The 17,151-nt window shown below is 60.4% G+C and carries 10 protein-coding genes; 2 read left to right on the forward strand and 8 right to left on the reverse strand.

Features of this window, described 5'->3' with window-relative positions:
* Positions 1-198 precede the first annotated feature (198 nt).
* From grpE to DU506_RS01025, 6 genes are all read right to left on the reverse strand, one after another.
* Positions 199-1,296, reverse strand: a complete 1,098-nt coding sequence (gene grpE / locus DU506_RS01000; RefSeq protein ID WP_147273713.1) for a nucleotide exchange factor GrpE — start codon at positions 1,294-1,296, stop codon at positions 199-201.
* Between the two features lie 134 nt (positions 1,297-1,430).
* Positions 1,431-3,776: a hypothetical protein gene (locus DU506_RS01005; RefSeq protein WP_114485092.1), complete on the reverse strand. Its 2,346-nt coding sequence runs from the start codon at positions 3,774-3,776 to the stop codon at positions 1,431-1,433.
* Positions 3,777-4,448: 672 nt separating this feature from the next.
* Entirely contained in the window at positions 4,449-5,147 is a 699-nt protein-coding gene (locus DU506_RS01010; protein WP_114485093.1) for a hypothetical protein, read from the reverse strand.
* Entirely contained in the window at positions 5,147-7,441 is a 2,295-nt protein-coding gene (locus DU506_RS01015) for a helicase C-terminal domain-containing protein (protein WP_114485094.1), read from the reverse strand. The genes DU506_RS01010 and DU506_RS01015 overlap by 1 nt, the downstream gene beginning before the upstream one ends.
* On the reverse strand, positions 7,434-8,072 hold the full coding sequence (cas6f, locus tag DU506_RS01020; RefSeq protein ID WP_114485095.1) for a type I-F CRISPR-associated endoribonuclease Cas6/Csy4: 639 nt from the start codon (positions 8,070-8,072) through the stop codon (positions 7,434-7,436). Before cas6f ends, DU506_RS01015 begins: the two co-directional genes overlap by 8 nt.
* Before the next feature lie 3 nt (positions 8,073-8,075).
* Positions 8,076-9,263 carry a hypothetical protein gene (locus DU506_RS01025; protein ID WP_147273714.1) on the reverse strand — a complete coding sequence of 396 codons (1,188 nt, stop codon included), beginning with the start codon at positions 9,261-9,263 and terminating at the stop codon, positions 8,076-8,078.
* Between DU506_RS01025 and DU506_RS01030 the strand changes: the two genes are divergently transcribed.
* Positions 9,256-10,026 carry a hypothetical protein gene (locus tag DU506_RS01030; protein WP_114485097.1) on the forward strand — a complete coding sequence of 257 codons (771 nt, stop codon included), beginning with the start codon at positions 9,256-9,258 and terminating at the stop codon, positions 10,024-10,026. The genes DU506_RS01025 and DU506_RS01030 overlap by 8 nt on opposite strands.
* 47 nt (positions 10,027-10,073) lie before the next feature.
* Here the strand turns inward: DU506_RS01030 and DU506_RS01035 are convergent, their stop codons facing one another.
* Positions 10,074-11,318: an EAL domain-containing protein gene (locus DU506_RS01035; RefSeq protein ID WP_114485098.1), complete on the reverse strand. Its 1,245-nt coding sequence runs from the start codon at positions 11,316-11,318 to the stop codon at positions 10,074-10,076.
* Positions 11,319-12,800: 1,482 nt separating this feature from the next.
* Here DU506_RS01035 and DU506_RS01040 point away from each other — a divergent pair.
* Entirely contained in the window at positions 12,801-13,364 is a 564-nt protein-coding gene (locus tag DU506_RS01040) for a hypothetical protein (protein WP_114485099.1), read from the forward strand.
* Positions 13,365-13,413: 49 nt separating this feature from the next.
* Here the strand turns inward: DU506_RS01040 and DU506_RS01045 are convergent, their stop codons facing one another.
* Positions 13,414-16,956 carry a DEAD/DEAH box helicase gene (locus DU506_RS01045; protein WP_114485100.1) on the reverse strand — a complete coding sequence of 1,181 codons (3,543 nt, stop codon included), beginning with the start codon at positions 16,954-16,956 and terminating at the stop codon, positions 13,414-13,416.
* Between the last annotated feature and the right edge of the window lie 195 nt (positions 16,957-17,151).

A 17,151-nucleotide genomic window follows, 5' to 3' on the forward strand; every position in this document is an offset into this window, starting at 1 on the left:
GTGGAAAGGCATTAAGGTTTGACTTGCCGGCCTCTTAGCCAATAGTTGACATTCTCCCCACCCTTCAGCGCTACGCGACTCTGGAAGAGGTATTACGCGCTTTTAGATAATCCCCTTCCTGATTAGAAAAGCGGCCAGCGCCACAGACAGCGCCAGCCTACTGAGGCTAGATCCTCCCCTGTGAGCTTGCCAGTCAGTTCATCCGCGGACCCGAACCATGGAGGCGCGAAACAGTTTGCCGTCGTGCCGGTATCCGGTCTGCAGGACATTGGTGACGGTATTCTTGGGCAGGTCGCTTTCCGTGTCCACGGCAATGGCTTCGTGAACATTTGGATCGAACGGCTTGCCCAAGGCCGGAATGACCTCGATGCCATGCTGGGCTAGGGTGTTGCGCTGCATTTCGAGGATCAACGCCACGCCCTTGCGGTGGGCTTCATCCGCCGGTGAGGCCATGGCCTCAAGGGCTTTCTCCAGGCTGTCTATGGATGGAATGATGGCCTTCGCCAGTGAGGATATGGCCGCCATCTTCCCTTTCTCGAATTCCTCGCGAGTGTCACGTTCCGCCTGGTTTTTTTGTGTCCTGAATCCGGCAATGCGTTTTTCCAGATTATGGATGCGATCAATCGCCATTTTTTCCAGGCCATCCCGATCTTGTTCAGTGCAAACATCCACCAGATAGATCATATCACCGCGCTCGGCACTCCCCCTTTCGTACCCGCCGCCACCCTTGCCAATGAGGGCCATGTGAGACTGACACCAGCGCACGTTTTCCTCGCGGGTGACTCGACCATCCGGCCACTTTGTTGAAACGCTCTTTTTGTCCGATGGTGATATGTCTTTCCTGAAAGCGCCCCCGTCAAGACGCGGAAAGTAGATCTTGCAGCCAAACATTGCCTGGAGCGGCGTAATGTCTACATGACAATAGATATCCTTCCCTACGACATGGAATTCACGGTCATCCTGGACCTTTATATTGACGATAATATCGTCCCTTTCACCAATCTCGAACTCATGCCCTACATTTGAAACCGTGCAGATGCGATCTACGCAGGAAATATCGTTGGGGGAGAATGTAAGGTTGAGCTCATGATCTTCAAGGGTCTCGCCCAGACAATGACAACGGTAACAGGGTTCGCTTGCAGTGCCACCCGTGCCCTTGCATTCTTTGCATTTGGATAGCCGCCGGTAGCGGACACTTATCTTTTTCCTGTAAATCAATTGCGCTATTGACGGTCTGACTGTCACCTGCAGCTTTGGTCTTTGCATAAAATGGCCCTTGAACGACTGATGATGCAATCCATGTGATCATGATTCGGTAATTTGCGGGTTGCCCGACCTTGTTTCCAGTGCCCTCTGCTTAAAGATTGACGCGAAACAGGATTTCGAGACGAAACAAGCTGGCGCCTTGCAGCGCCAGCCTCTCTGCCCTGTCAGGTGCCGTTGGCAAGCGCCAGGTGGGCGCCGGCATGCCCGATCACGACCTGCTGTGTGGCGTCGTCCCAGGCGAAGTACAGGCGGTGGCGATAATCGATGCGCAGGTGCCAGTGCATGGTCCAGGTGGTGCTTTGACCATCGGCGCCCTGCTCCACGAAATCGCGCTCCTGGGCCAGGCGCTCGTGATTGCGCACGTTGTCCGACTCGTTCAGCGACAGCACGCCTGGCAGGCAGTCGTTCATCTCATAGGCCGGGCGCCCGGCCATGAGGATGTCGCGGCCATCGGTTGCCAGCGCCACGAGCTTTTGCAGCAAGGTGGTGGCGCTCAACTGGCTGGCGGAATGCGTGGCGGACTCCATGGCTGTGTCAAGCACCCGGATGCGTTCGGGAAAGCTCGCTTGCACCAGGGCAAGCGCCTGTGGCGCGGTGCCTTGCATGGAAAATTCTTTTAAGGCTTCGTGAACGCTGGTATCCGCTCTGCCGGGGAAGGTTTCCTGATTCGCGTTATCCAGGTGCTGGCGCAGGGACCAGTTTGCCGCCTTGAGATCACGCAGGCAGTCTTCCTGCTGGTGCAGCTGTTCCCGCAACTCTTCTATCTGCGAGTCCTGGCCTTCTGATTCGCCGTGCTTACTTGCTTCTGCATGCTCTGTGGCGATGGAGGGTTCACTGTCGATCGTGATCATTCCCGTAAAGCTTTGGGCTTTTTCGGTAGATATCCCGAGTGATTCCCAGGGAAGCTTGTCACTTTTGGCGAGTATTTTATCTACCTTGCCCTTGATCGACTCTTTCCAGGCTTCGTATTGATTGGCCTGCGCCTGTAGGGCGGCCATACGCTCAGCAATAGGCTTATCCTGCTGCTGGCCCAGCTTGTCGAGCTGGCTTTCCCAGTGAGTTAGTTGTTCGACAAGACGGCTGTCTAACGACTCGACCTCCAAAAACCATGGAACCAGATCATCTGGCAGGAGTGATGGATCATGCATCTCATTTAGCTGTTCGACGGCTTCAGCGTCCGAGGGCGCTTGGGTAGGCGTGGGGGCGTCAATGCGGCTAATGATGACACCGCGGCATTCGCCAGCCTCCTGGATAAGCTTGTCGAGGAAGTCCGCGCGAGCGCCTAGCCGTTCGATATCCGACGCCAGTTGATCGTTTGAACTCCCGGCCTGTATCCGGATTAGTGTTCCCGCCAGTTGGCGAACCACGTTATCCGTTGGCACAGCATTGCTTCCGATGCTGGCGCTGGAGCCGCCCCGAAAGAGTATGTTATCGAGTAGATAGCGCTGAGAGTTAAACCAGAATTCGCGGCTTTCATCTTCAATCTCAGACCATTGCTCCAGCGCGTAATTCAGACCCGTACCGGCATCTTTCCAGCAGCCCAGTAGCGTCGCGGTATTGGCCAGCCAGTTCCCCAGGCGCTGAATGTGATGCAAGTTTTTGAATGCAGACGTAGTGACCCGCGGCATGTTTCCGGCACACTTCTGTAGCGTGCTGTCGCCGTGACAGCTGAAGGCAGTGTGCACCATCATGTCGTGGGCGCCGGGCCAGAGCATGCGAAGGTCGCTGAGAAACCGCACTGTCTTGTAAAGGCTCGCAATGGCCCACCATGCATTGAAGGTTGCCCATGTCAGCGCATCGGGCGTTTCGTTTTGCTCCGGCGTGAGCGATTTAAGGCTATCGAGTACCGGGAACAGCAAGCTTAGGTATTGCTGATGCTTTTTGATCCGCCGTAAGTCCTGGCCTTCGATGAGTGCAGAGGCAGGGACTGACAAGAAGTCCTCGGATTCAAATTCGACACCGGCCTGCTGCATCCAGTGATTGAGGATATCGTGCTCGATTACCGGGGCGTTCTTTCCGGCGAGGTAGTGTTCCAGCAGGAATAGGCGATGCGATGGCCTTGCCAGGTAGCTGAGCAGCAAGAGCAAGTCTTGATCAATGAGGAAAGTGCCGCACCCGCGCAAGGATTTACGCAGCCGTTTGATGCTGCTGCGGGGCAAACTAGCGATTTCTTTAAAATAGGTATCGGGACTCTTTCCCGTCAGCGTGGCGAATGACAAAGGATGCCTGGGGTCTTTCGCCCTTTTATCCAGGGCGACCTGAAATGGGGCAAAGGGTAAAAGCGTCGTAAAAGTGCCGGTATCGGGCTCCTTTTCTCCCCCATATAACACTAGCCGCATGGCTTCGCTCATGGGTTCCTTCGACCCTTCCCCGCTCATGATGCTCGAATCATCAATAAGGCTCTGGAAGTATTGCTTTTGCTCAAGGCCGACCGCAGCTTCAGGCTTTTTCATCATCACGCCAATTTGGGAGGGATCCTTCAGCGCGTCGGCAAACAATTGGTAAGTCATGTAAGCATTCCATGGTAATAATCCGATGCTTACATCATAACACTTACGTTTGCACCTTTTGGGGTAAGGAACACTTACCGGTGCTCGGCTTTGTCGTGGTTTGCTTCACTGCTCGAGTCCCGTGGAGAAGGTGAAAATTGCATCTGCGGTATATCGGGATGCACGCAGTGGAGGCTGTTACAAGGAAGCCGCCCAGGCTATACCCAATGATGGGTACAATCTGGGGCGGCCTTGTCACATGCCGCTTGTTCAGCGGTAGCTTCACAAAGCAAAAAAGACACTTTTGAGCCGCTTGCGCAGCGGAGATTGGATCTAATCTGGCTCTATTGGATCGACAATGCATACTAGCCGCTTGTACAGCGGTTCCTGGTCCAAGCCTTCTTCGGGATGCTGGCGATATTACTATCCGCTTGCACAGCGGTTCACTTTTAGGTTGGGCATTTGTCGCACTATTAATACTTACTAGCCGCTTGCACAGCGGTTCACGGGGGGGTAGAGGATTTCGCGACTGTCCCTACTTATTAGCCGCTTGCACAGCGGTTCACTAGGGAAACAAATGGCTAAAGCATTGAATAAAGGTCTTTTATACGCAGCGCCCGGAAATATTCCTTTTACACGGAGGTCGATAAGCACCTGTTTTTAAAGAGCGAATGATTCAGATTTGAAAAAGGGTTATCCAGCGATCCGGCGCGGCATCACGCATGCCTCCCAATCGGTTGCCCAGTAAGGAAACCGGCAAGGACTCAGCCCATGGGTCACCTGCTCCACCGGCGTTGCGGAGATTGACTCCCAGAGAGCCACCGGCAAGGGTCGTGCCGGTGTTCCGTCAGCGGCGATCCAGGAGCGGTCATCCGCGATCTCACGAATCGAGCGACCGGCAATCTGCCCCTGCCCTTGATTGGCATGCTTGCCCAGGCCTATCACAAGCTCAAGCAAGTGCAGGATGTCGGCAGGTTTGCCCACCCCGTAGCAGGTGGCCGTGGGCGCCATCACCGTCACGTACTTGGAGAGCTTGTTGGCATAGTCGCCGCGTTTTTTGTCCAGTGGCGTGTAGGGCCTTGTCGACACCTTCCCCTTGGCCGTGCGCTTCGGTCCGATATTTCGGATGTCCAGATCGTCAGCGCTTCTCATGCTGCGTACCTTGATCCTGTCGAGGTAATGAACCTCCGGGCCAAGGAAGATCGAAGACGCCCGAAAGATACCGGAGTCGGGATCACGCTCCAGGGGAATATGTGGCACCAAGTCGTCGCCGCGAAGCCCGGTCATGACCTCGGCGGCAAACGACAAAAGCCCATCCAGGGTGGTATGAAACGGCAGGATCACCGGGGATACCAAATCCAGCTTCAATTCGAACGGTACGGATTCAGACATCAGATATCCTCCGGGGTGTAGCAACCCAAGCCGTCCAGAAAAAGCTGGGCCTGCTCGAATGACTCAGAACGAAACCGCTGGGGGATACAGGCCAGCAATGAGCGTGGCGCTGATGTTAAGCGCTTACCGGCGCGCTTTTCCAGTTCTGGGTCAAAGCTTCCGGCCCAGGCTTGGGGAAGCGGAAAGCGCGGGTCAGCAATCCACACACAGCAGGCGTCGCTTCTGGCGCGGATACCCCGTCCAAGGCCTTGGGCAAGCACCTGGCGCACCTGCTCCTGATCGTGCTGCTGCAGAATGCGCGTCACGCTTTCGTGGCTGTAGCCGATGCTGCGCAGATGAAGGCGTAGCCGCATTTGTTCATCACGCTCCGGGGGCGGAAAGGGAATCCGGTGGATGAAGACGTTGGGGACCAGCCCCGGCAGGTCGACGCCCTCCCATCCACTGGGGGTAATCAGTACCGCGCCGGGCGTCTCTCGATAGCTCTGAAGGACGGAGCGAAGCGCCGCCCCCCGCTGGTGCTCGATCACGGTCATGTCCGGAGCAAGCTTCCTCACCTGCTCGGCGAGGGCCTGGGTGTCGCGCCAGCTAAGGGTCAGCGCAAGCACACGGTCCAGCGAGCCTTGCTGGGCCTCGATGAGCATGGCGGCACTGTACGCCAACCAGGCGGGGTCGGTCACCACCGCGACATCGCCTTGCTTGTTAAGCTGCTTGCGGGTCGGTGAATGCACCGCGGGATCGGCCAGCACGAACCGCATCTCGCCAAAGTCGGTGGGTTCGTGGCGAACCATCAGCTCGACCTGGACGTTATGCACCGGTTTGCCCGTGGTCTTCGACGGGTGGCGGTTGATCCCCAGCTGGCGCGAAAAGCCATCAAACGCCTTGGGAATGGCTTCGCCCGGGACGCTCAGGGTTGCCGAGGTAAACACCACCGCATTGAGAACAGGCCTGGGCGGCAGGGTGTCCGGGCTATCCGTATCGTTGTCTTGCGATAGCGGCGCCCATAGCCTTGACAGGGTGCGACCGGCATCGGGAGCGCCGACCGACAGGCTGGGGTATTCCCTGACCGGGGACCAGCTCACAATCGGCGTGCCGCCACCCCCCGTTCCCAGCGCCGAGGCGATGCGCGACAGGTCATGACAGTGATCGAGCGCCTCGTAAAGCATGTCCTGGCTGTAGGCATTCGATAGCAGGTTGTTCCCGACCAGCTGCGCCAACTGGCGACTTGCCGTTACCGCCATCTTCGCCGCCCCCGCCAGGCGTTCGGGCAAGGAGCCAATCTGCTGAGCGGTGCTATACCGAGCCCCCTGATGCTGGTCGGTCAGAAAGGTCGAAAGGGCCGTCAGCATTTCATGCAGCGAATGCCACTCGCCCTGCTGGGTCTGGCCCAGGTCGTCGGCAATGCGCCGCGAAAGCTGACTGAATCGGCTAACCGACAGCGAATCACTCAATACCGACTCGGCGATCCCCGGCAGTTTATGCGCTTCATCCACCACCACGCTGCGCACGGGGCGCACGCTATCGGCGTCATCGAGAAGATTGCCCCAGCGGAAGGCATGCAGCACCAGCAGGCTATGGTTGATCACCAGCACATCCGCGATTTTTGAGGCCGCCACATCAGCATGATACGGCGCGGCCTCGTCAGCATCGGAATGCTGATCCAGGGTCACCTGACCCGGCGTCAGCCCATCCGGCAAATCCTGCCCGCCCTCCTGGAGAAAGTCATCCAGAACGCCACCGCCCGCTTCGCGCCAAGCCTTGAGGTCGAGCAGAAACTCACGAATGGCGCGCATCCTCTCCTGCTCGCCCTTTTGCCGGCCGATGCGCAGATTATGCAACAGGCTGTCGATCTTCCCCGGCGAGACATAGTTTTGCTTGCCCACCCGGCGAGCGATCGTCAGGCGCACCGCGGTCAGGTCGGCGATCCAGTCGGCCACGCATTCCGCATCCTTGCCGAGCATTTGGCGCTGCAGCTGGCGCGAGTGCGTGGAAATGGCTGCCCGTTGCCCGGTCACCGCAGCATGGGCGAACAAGGCCACCAGGTACGCCAGGGTCTTGCCCAGGCCGGTACCCGCCTCGAGCATGCCGAGGGCGGTTTTCTCGTTTGCGTGATCGTAGGCGCACAGGACCATGGCCACCCGTCGAGCGTAGTCCCACTGCTGGGGATTGGGATGATAGCCGTGGGTTTGCGCCAGGCCCTGCGGGGCCAGGATGCGATCCACGATATCCAAGACCTTCAGCGCCAGCGGATCGTCTACCACGCTTGGGGCTTCAGGGGTTGCGGTTGGGTTACTCATGCGCCCCCCTTGTCGCGTCCGGCCCTGCCTTGAGGCGTTCGCTGACCAGGGGCACGGGGATTCCCAGGCCGTAGGCCGCGCCCGGACCGACAGTTGCGTTGTCCGACGATCTGGCCGGGGTGCGGCTGATGGCCAGCGTATAATTCTCGGGGCTGCTCGATGACTGGCTGGCCATGACCACAAACTGACGCGGATGGGGGTATTGATTTTCGGCCCGGATGCCGCCGGTGGCCGTTTGCGGTAAATCTGGCGGAGCCTCGCCGCGTGCAATGGCGCGCCTGGCATAACGCTGCAAGCGCGACGGGGAATATTTGCGCGAATCGCCCTTTGCCAGCCGGGAGCAGACCACGTACTCGGTGACGTTCTCCGGCACCGGGCGGATCGACTGAATGCCGATCAGGCCGATGTCTTCAAGCTTGGTGGCCATGGCGACGATGCGCGCCAGCGCCATCGGCTCGGCAAAGGCGCGAAAGCTAAACCCCATGCCATGGGAGTGGTAGCCGGGGAAGTCGACCCCGATGTGATGGGGCTCGGAGGCGCTGCGCAGTTGATGGACGATCCACAGCAAGCGCCCGTGGAGTTCCGCCGCCAACGCCCCGTCGCGGATCACGATATCCAAATAATGGCTCATGCGTTACACCTTGGTCGGCACGTTGAAATCCCAGTTCATGTCGGCCATGAAGGTATCGAACGCCGCCACAAACCCCTCCAGGCGGCCGTCACCGGTCAACACCGCATTGGAAAACGGCTCGCAGCGCACGGTGCCCACCAGCACCTTGCCTTTACGGGTCACCTCGAAGAGGTCCCACTGGGCAGACACCAGGCCGTTGCCGTTGGCCACGTGGGCGCCGATGATCGGCTCGAGGCTCCAGGCATCCAGGCCCGCCAGCAGCAGCCCCATGTCCACGTCGCTGGCGCGGCGCACGATCATGCGGTGCGACATCACCGCGCCCTGCGGGATGGCCTGCCAGCCGGCCAGCGGCATGCCCACCGAGTTCTTGCTGCCGCTTTCCTCGCGCACCTCGTTCATTTGCGCTTCGATGTTGGCGACGTCCTCACGGATGGCCTGGACTTCCGCGTCGTCCGCGTTACGACTCAGGGCGCCATAAATGTCCGAGTTGCGCTTGCGCAGGTCCGCCTTGAGCCGCGAAAGCTCCCGGTTGCCCATTGACCGCTCGCTCAGCTGCAGCAGGTCCGCATCCGACAGAAACCGCGCCTGGTCGGGATCCCTGTAGACATCATCGCTGCGCGCCCCGGAAAAGATCACCGGCTCCATGGCGTCGTCGCAGATCGCATTGCCCATGCCCAGACGGCCTTCGAGAAAGCCGATGGTGCCGGCATCGCCCGCACCGAACAGGTTGAGCAAGGGATTTTTCTGGCGGACTTCATGAATGCGCATCACCGACGTCTTGTCTTCCTCCCCGGCGCCCTTGATGCCCCCCAGCGCCAGTAAGAAGTGGGTATCGAGATCGAAGGGCTGCGGATTGCCGGTAAGCTCGATGACCCGATCGCGCACCACATCGCGTACCCGGCGGCGCAGGGTGCCGCGAATCCCGGTCGATGGAAACATCAATCGCTTGCCCAGGGCGGTCTGGGTGTGCGGGACCGGCGTCGGCTGGTTCTTCTTGCCCTCGCGGTCGAAAAGGTCCTTGCTGCAGGTCGCCAGGGGCTGTTCTGCGGTGATCTTACCTTCGAGGACGTAGTTGGAAACGGAGGGAGGCGCGATCTCGGTCATTAGGCTGAATCCATTATGGGATAAAAGTAATGTAAGGTATCTTGCATTGGAACACATATCAAAACAGACAGGTGGTAAATTGAACATCCAGAGCCCGGTTGATTTCTTTCACGCGCACCTTGGCCAGTACCTGGTGCCCGACGCCAGCCCCCGCAACAGTACCGCGCCCTCGCTGCCCACCCGGACCAAGGCGGCCCGGGAGGCGGGACTGGCCGCAGCGGACTTGCCGGTCAAGCGTGTCGGGACCGGCATGCCGGTGTATTACATCGTCACCCCGAGCCATGCCTGGTTTCTGTCCAACACGGCGGCGCCGTCATCCGAGCGGGTGACCGCGGTGCGCATTGACGACGACGAGGGACGGGCGGCGATCAAGGGCAACCAGTACCTGGCGCACTGGCTGTATCACGAGGCGCCCCTGGATCAACCCTTTCTGATCGGCAATGTCGAGAAGGCCAGCCCGATTGCGGCCATGGCGATCTCGCTGCCGCCCACCCGGATCATCTTCTGCACCACCGGCAAGTACGGGCGACTGGTGCTCAACCTGCTCGACTTTCGGGAGGACGTGGCCACCGTCCGGGCAAGCGGCATTCCCTGGGAGACGCTTCGCAAGGCCAACCTGCTCAAGGAGAAGGTCCGCCAGAGCGCCAAGGGCATCCTGGCGCCCCAGGAAGAGGTCACGGCACGCAAGGAAATCGGCAAGTTGCGCAAGAAGCACCCGGAGCTTCTGGCCACGCTCAAGGCGCTGCATGCCAAGCCCGGGTCCGGGGAAGCCACGCTGTTGCACTGGTTTTTTCAGGAAGGCAATTACTACGGCCAAGTGATCAAGGCCGCCCAGCAAGCGGCCAGTTGACCGGGATGCGCGACGCCAGGTCATGCCGGCCTTGGTGGGCAGAGGCGTTAGGACGCCGAGGCGGAAAGCTGGGTGTCCGGCGCGCAGGCCAGCAGCGCTTTGATCCCCTGGGTTTTCCAGGCGGCATGCCAGTCGAGCACGGCGTCCCCGGGCATTGGCCTGGCGAACAGAAAGCCCTGGAGTTCATCCACCTCGATCTCGCGCAGGTACTGGGCTTCCGCCGCCTGCTCCACGCCCTCGGCGACCACGTACATGCCCAGGTCGTGGGCCATGACCACGGCCGCCTTGGTGATCGCCTGACTGACCGGGTTCAGGTGAATGTCCTGAATGAAGGTACGGTCGATCTTGAGCTCGGTGAACGGCGCGACCTTGAGGTGCGAAAGCCCCGACTGCCCGGTGCCGAAATCGTCGATGGCCACCCCGTAGCCGGCCAGGCGCAACCGCGAGATGCACGACAGGATGTCCTGGGTCAGGGAGGTGATCGCGGTTTCGGTGATCTCAAGGCCCAGGCAGGTCGAGTCGATGTCGTGGGACGCCAGGGTGATGGCGATGGTTTCGACCAGATCCTTTTGCGTCAGGTTGCTCAGCGACAGGTTGAGCGCCAGCGGCGCGTTCAGCCCATCGGCCTTCAGGCGCTTGATGTCTTCCACCGCCTGGCCGAGCAGCGCATGAAACAGCGGCTGGATGAGCCCGCCGTATTCGGCGATCGGAATGAAGCTGTCGGGGGGAATCCACTCGCCGCTTTGGGTTTGCCAGCGCGCCAGCACCTCGATGCGGGCGACCTGGTGGGTGCGGGCATCGATGATCGGCTGGTACCAGGGCTGAATCGCCCCCGTGTCGATGGCCTCGGCCAGGGCGCTGCGGGTGATCGGCTGGGGCTGATCGGTGCAGGCGGTCAAGTGGGCGACCGCCAGGCGGCCCGCCCAGAGCCGCTTGAGCTTGTCGGCGCACAAGGGATAGGACAGGTAGCCCGGCACCAGCAGCGAGCGGCTGCGGGCATGGCTGACCAGCGACCCCATCAGGCGGCAGTCGGCGTTGCCGGTGAGCACCAGGCCGCCCCGGTAGCCGTGCTGGAGCAGCAGGTCGTGCAGCGCCAGGGGGTTGGCATCACGCCCACTGTCGACGCGCTGCACCACCAGGCCCAGCGACGGCGTGAGCCAGGGCGTGATGTCCTGCCAGCGCGCCAGCCCGCACACGGGCGAGAACCCCATGGCGATGAGCATGTCGCAGGCGCGGCGCGTATCGGCCGGGTTGCTGTCGATGACGAGGGCAGCGTGCTGAAGGTTGGGCATGAAGGCTCCGATGCCAGAAGGGGACACCTTGATTTTAGCATACCCTCACTACAGCACGGGAAATGAAGAAAGACCCCCGTATACCGTTATAATTAGGCCAGCCAGTCCTCCACCAACCCTAAAACCTCCCCTGACTTCCCTGCCAAACGTTGGGGTTGGCTTGCCTGGCCTCTATGGGGTCACTCCCCTGACCCCCGGAGAGCTTCCCTGACAGGCGCCCTTCCCCTGGGAGTTGATCCCCAAGGCCCCAGCACCAGCACCAGCACCAGCACCAGCCACCCAAACAACCCACCCCCAGGGAGACTGCCCCCTCAGGAGAGAACCCCGACCCCACCCGACGCCCTGACCGACAGGACGCAGAGCTCACCGGCCTTTCCCAACGGGCGACAATCCCCTGAGGGGGAAAGCCCCAATGGCCGAGACCCGCGCTTTAAGAGCAATTCCGGCCAGGGCGTCAATCCCGACGATGGGGTCATCCTCCCTGGGAGAGCTTCCCGACCGCAGCCATAACACCGCCGGACAGGGCTTAGCGTCTGGGGCCTTTCAGGCAAAAAAAACGCCGACCCTATTCAGGCCGGCAAGGGAACTCTTGGCAATTGCTTGCCGAACGAAAACGAGGAAGATCAAAGTGACAGCTTTAATCTGAATCCCAGTCTATCACCCATTTCTGGTGCTGTCACTACAACATCAGAATGACAAAGCCAGTCGCGGATAATCGCCCTTTCATAGGAGGCATCCCATGCATTTGTAAGACATGTCTTACAAGCGAGCGAGCAGATTGTGCCAATATCACCTATAAATGGCAAGCGATATCCAATACCCCTCTTATATAGGTATATAACCAACGTTCGGCGACTTGATGCCCGTCAAGTTCTGGTATTCACTCCACTTAGTAATAAACCGGCAACGCCCGGGCCACTGCCCCAGGGAGACGGCCCCTTGCGGGCATTCCCCAGATCGGCGTTAAACGCCTTAGCCACGGAGACTCTCCACGGCCCGCCATGCCGGGCGAATTGCCCGTCTAGGCGAACATCTCCCGGGGGGTCGCCTGCCCCGGGCTCCCGGATTGTCCTGCCCTGAGGCGACCCCCCGCGCATGTCACCAGGCGGTGGGGCAGTCTCTTCTATCAGGCGAATCCCTCTGGGGTTGGGGTTGATCTCCCTGGGGTTGGGGTTGATCTCCCTGAGGGAACGTCTCTAAGGTCGGGAGAGTGACTCCGGCCGGGAAAAAACGGCGGGAAAGGGCCGGTTTAGCAGGAAAAACCGGGCAGGCAGGGAGGAATTTGGGGGTTGGGAGGTAGGGGTGGGCTTATTATAACGGTATATCTATTAGGGTGCGGTTGGGGGTCGGTTGGACCTGGGGTTGGTTGTAACGGTATATGGGGTGCCTGGCGGGCGCCTGGGCCTTTCGGTGGGTAGGCCTTGTCCCAGGCAAAAACGGTGCTATCGTTGGGTGGCTTTTCTGAAAAAGACGAGGTGGACGATGGGATTTCTTCGACGGTTGCTGGGGCGTGAATCGGTCAAGGGCAAGGCCCCGGGTCGGCAGCATTATTCCCCGGTGGGACACGACTGGCGGGATCTTCCCGTTCAGACACGCCCGCAGCGCGTCAAACCTCGGCCGGCGGTCAAGCCCCACCCCGCCGCTGCGCCGTCCACGGATGCGGTTGCTGGCGCGGCCACCGCCGCGACCCTGCTGGCAGCGGTGGCCACCTCCCAGGCGCATGCCGAGGACGCGGGGCCGTTCGGCGATGATCGGCTGGCACCGGTGGCGGGGTTGTCAGAATCCCACGACATCCACGCCTCCACAGGCGATTGGATGGCCACCGACACCCCAAGCGGCCCGTCAGTCAACCCGGCCTCGGGCTTGCCCATGACCAATGAAAGCTTCGACGTGGCCGGCAACCTCTTTGGCACCGATTCCATGAGTGGCGCCATGGACAGCTTCGAAAGCATCGGCAGCTGCGGAGGCGGCATGGACAGCTTCGGGGATTGTGGCGGCGGCATGGACAGCTTTGGAGATGGGGGCGGCGGCATCAATTCCTGGTGACCCACCCTACCCGGCCGAGGTCATCGAGCTTGACCGCGGCCGGGCCTTCTTAGCTGACCTGCCGCTCGGTTTGTGCGCTGAGCGACGCCACCGTAAGTACCGGCATATCATCGATGCAGCAGTCCTCGATGTAGGGGTAGGTGCCCCAGCGTTGCCGGTCGCCCACGATGTACAGGCGTGACTTCGCCCGACTCACCGCCACGTTGATCAGGTTCGGCTTGCTGGTGGCCCACTTTTTGGCCCCTTCCTTCGCGGGATCGCCGCCCAGGACGAAGATCACCGCTGGCGCCTCCTTGCCCTGCACCTTGTGGATCGTCCCGCACTGGACGCCCGTCAGGCCGTGCCGCTCGATCAAGCGTTCCAGCCCCTCCACCACCTTGCGAAACGGCGAGATCAAAAAGATCTCGCTCGGCGCCAGTCCCTGCTGACAAAGCCGCGCAATCAGCGCCCGCACCGCCTCGCCCTCGCCGGGTATCCAGTGGTTTTCGGCATTCTGCGCGGGCACATGCACCCAGCCACTCGGCAACAGCGCCGATGCCTTGGCCGGCTTGCCGTTCACCATGGCGTTCTCGTAAGCCACGACGTTGGCGATTTCGAACATGGGGCTGTCGCAACGCCGGTGTACCAGCAACGGGGCACCCACCCATTTTTTATTGATGAAGCTGCCGTAGCGGCTGGCGTTGTCCGCGCATTCCTGCGCCGAGGTGAAGCCGGGCATCCACTGCTCGCCCACCCCGGCATGGCGCCGCAAGCGATCTTGCAACTGGTCGGGCACGGTCACCACCGGTTCCAGCTGCAACGGATCGCCCACCACCATCACCCGCCGGCTGCGCCAGATGGCCCCGGCGGCCTGTTGCGGCGCGGCCTGGCCCGCTTCATCGATGAGCAGCCAGCCGATATCTTCCTCTTCCAGGTGCTCGAATTGCCGGTGAAAGGAGGCAAAGGTGGTCGAGACCAGCGGGACCATCAGGAAAAAGGTCGCCCAGGCGGACTGAGCCGCCTCACGGGGCACCCCCTTGGCGGGTGCTTCGCCGTTGATCAACTTCATGGCCAGCATGGTGTTCAGGTAGGCTTTCTTACCGGCATGCAGCACAAAGGCGTCCTGCAGATCCAGGGCCGCCAGCAGCACCGCCACCCGGGCTTCGTTCCATAACTCATCCGCCCAGGGCGAGGATCGCTCACGCGTGGTAACGTCTTGGGCAAGCTCGTAGCGCCAGGCGCCGATCTTCGCCCCGAAGCGCTCGCAATACAGATTAAAGTGAGCCACATACTTGGACAGTCGTTCTTCGCAGCGCTGGTACTGTTCGACACTGGTCTTCAGCGCCTTGTCGGCCTGGCGTGAATTCGCCCTGGCGGTCGCCACCTTGTCCTTTGCCCCGGCAAAGGCGGCTTGCTCGGTGGGCAAGCCATCAAGGATGGCGGGTTTCGTATTGCGAGCCCTGGCGGTACTGAGCTGCGAATTCTGTTGAGTAACAGCACTGGAGGCGCGCGCCACTTCCATATTTTTTGTCTGAATATCTTTACGTCGGGCTAGCTTCTCGCTTTTCCAATCCTCTACCGACCGAATCGGAAAAAACTTGCCCAGCCAGCACAGAATGTCCGCCGGTGCGTCGTCGTCCAGATCAGACAATTCCTGTTTCAACTCTGACTGGCGTTTCTTCAGTGTCGCCTTGTAGGCCTCGGCCTCTTTGGCGGCTTTCGACGCCGCTACCTCACTCTGTTCGCGCCTTGTTTTCTCTCCTTGGTAGGCGGCATTCAGGGCGCTCTGGGCTTTAGCGAGGGATTCTTGCGCGGCGGCTAAACTGAGCTCCCAGCGCTCGAGATCCCTTAGCCAACGCCCTCTTTCGTCGCTAAGCCGGGACAGCTCGGCGCGTAAGCCAGGCACAGCATCGTGAACCTTGGCCAGCCCGATGCGGATAGTGCGTTCTTCGGCTTCCTTGCGACAGGCCTCAGCGAATCGACTGCGGGCCTCTGCCCAGCTCAGCGGGGCAACCTTGCTGCCTGCCTTGAGCAGCTGCTCCATACCCGGAAGCTCGGACTCTTTGCACGCTTTGGGCTTTTGCGCCTGTGGCTCCAGGCTCGGATCAGGGCGTGGCCACCAGAAGTTGCTGACAAATTCTTTGCGGTTGCGCTGCTTGCCCAGACGAGCGGCCATCAAGCGCCAGGCCGGACCGTCCTTACCCAGCAGATGGCTGGCAATCGCGCCGAAGGGGCTGGCATTGTTGCCCCAGGCGGGGTCCACGTCGCCCGCCTTGGGGAATTCCAGGCTCAGGTTCTCGACCGCTGAATTATTGCTGGATGACGCCACCACACCGAAGTTATGCAGGCGCTTGTCCAGGGCATAGTAATACTGGGAGTCGCCACTGTTCTTCCAGGCGGCAACCGCCCGGGTCGAAAAGGCGTCCTCCGGCGATTGGTACTTGGACAGAATCACCGCTCGCTCCACGATGATGGCCGCGAGCAGGTCTTTGAGCAGTGTGGTCTTGCCGGTGCCGGGTGGCCCATTGACCGCCATGAGGCCACTGGAGGCTGACAGATTTTTCTGGGCGAGGTTGATGGCCACCTGCTGGCTGAACACCAAGGGATGGCGGCCTTCACCCGGCCAGCGGCCCATCGGGAAATGGCTGGGATGAAGCATGCCCCAGGCGGCGGGGATGTTCTCCCGCAGGTCGATCCGGGCAATGTCTTGAGGGTGGTTGCCCAGATAGGCATTCAACGCTGCCCCATAGCGACCCTCCCTGACCGCCGCGCTTAACGCTTTAAGTTCCCCGAGGTACATGCTGTTGATCATGTCGACCGGCTCGCCCTTCTCCTCTTGGGCTGGCTCATCGCCGTCGCTCGAGGGCGCGGGTGTCTGGGACTGAGTGGGCGAGGTGGCTCCAGCGGAAGATTGCGCTTGTTTGTCCTTGGCGGCCGTCGTCGCCTTGCGGGAATAGCACTGCACCCGACAGACATGGGCTTGAACGCTTTCACTAGCCGCGGACAGCTTGAGCGTGGCTAACAGCCATTGGGTAAATTCCTCCAGAAGCGGTCCCGTCACCCTTTTCCCGGCCAGCACCGCCTGGAAGTGATCCAGCACTTCTTCCTCGATCTCGGCGAAGCCGTCCAGCCAGCTCGAATCGCGGCTCGCCTGCTCGCCCAGGTCACAGGTGCGCGCATAGGCCCAGGCAAAGACCGAGAGCACGCCACTATCGCTGACGGCACACCCCGACCCATCCACAGCGAATGCAAACCCACCGGCTCCGGCCGGTTCACGTTGATCGCGAACGGCGCTGTCTTCTGAATCGCCCAGCAGCAGTTCGATATGATTGCGCGCCGCCACCACATCGATCGGGCAGATATAGACGTTATAGGCCCATAGTTTGTCCGGAGAGGACTTAACGTGGGTGGGTTTGGCGGAAAGGCACTTGTGTTGATGGTGTGGATGGCCTGGCTCCCAAGGGAGGCTGCGATTTAACCGGCAATCGTAAATCGGTTTTCTGGCATCGTCTGGGGCTTTCTTGGGCAAGGTATTGGGGGTGAAAAACTCAACGTATCGCCAAAAGTTTACGATGTCGGCCTGGGCCTGGGCTCCGGTTGTCTCGCGCTGCACTCGCCTTCCCTCGCGTTATTATATTTCGTTGTTTTCATTGTACCGAGTCGTCAATGCCGATAGAAATGCCTGAGTACATTATTCAAACTTACAGCAACCTTTTAGATGGTTGATTGGATGCTCTGACCTAGCTTTCGAAAATCTCACTCTTTGGCGTGTCTAGCACCCCATAATCAATACAACACTCTTTGAGCG

Source organism: Vreelandella rituensis, from assembly GCF_003336665.1.
Lineage (GTDB): Bacteria > Pseudomonadota > Gammaproteobacteria > Pseudomonadales > Halomonadaceae > Vreelandella > Vreelandella rituensis.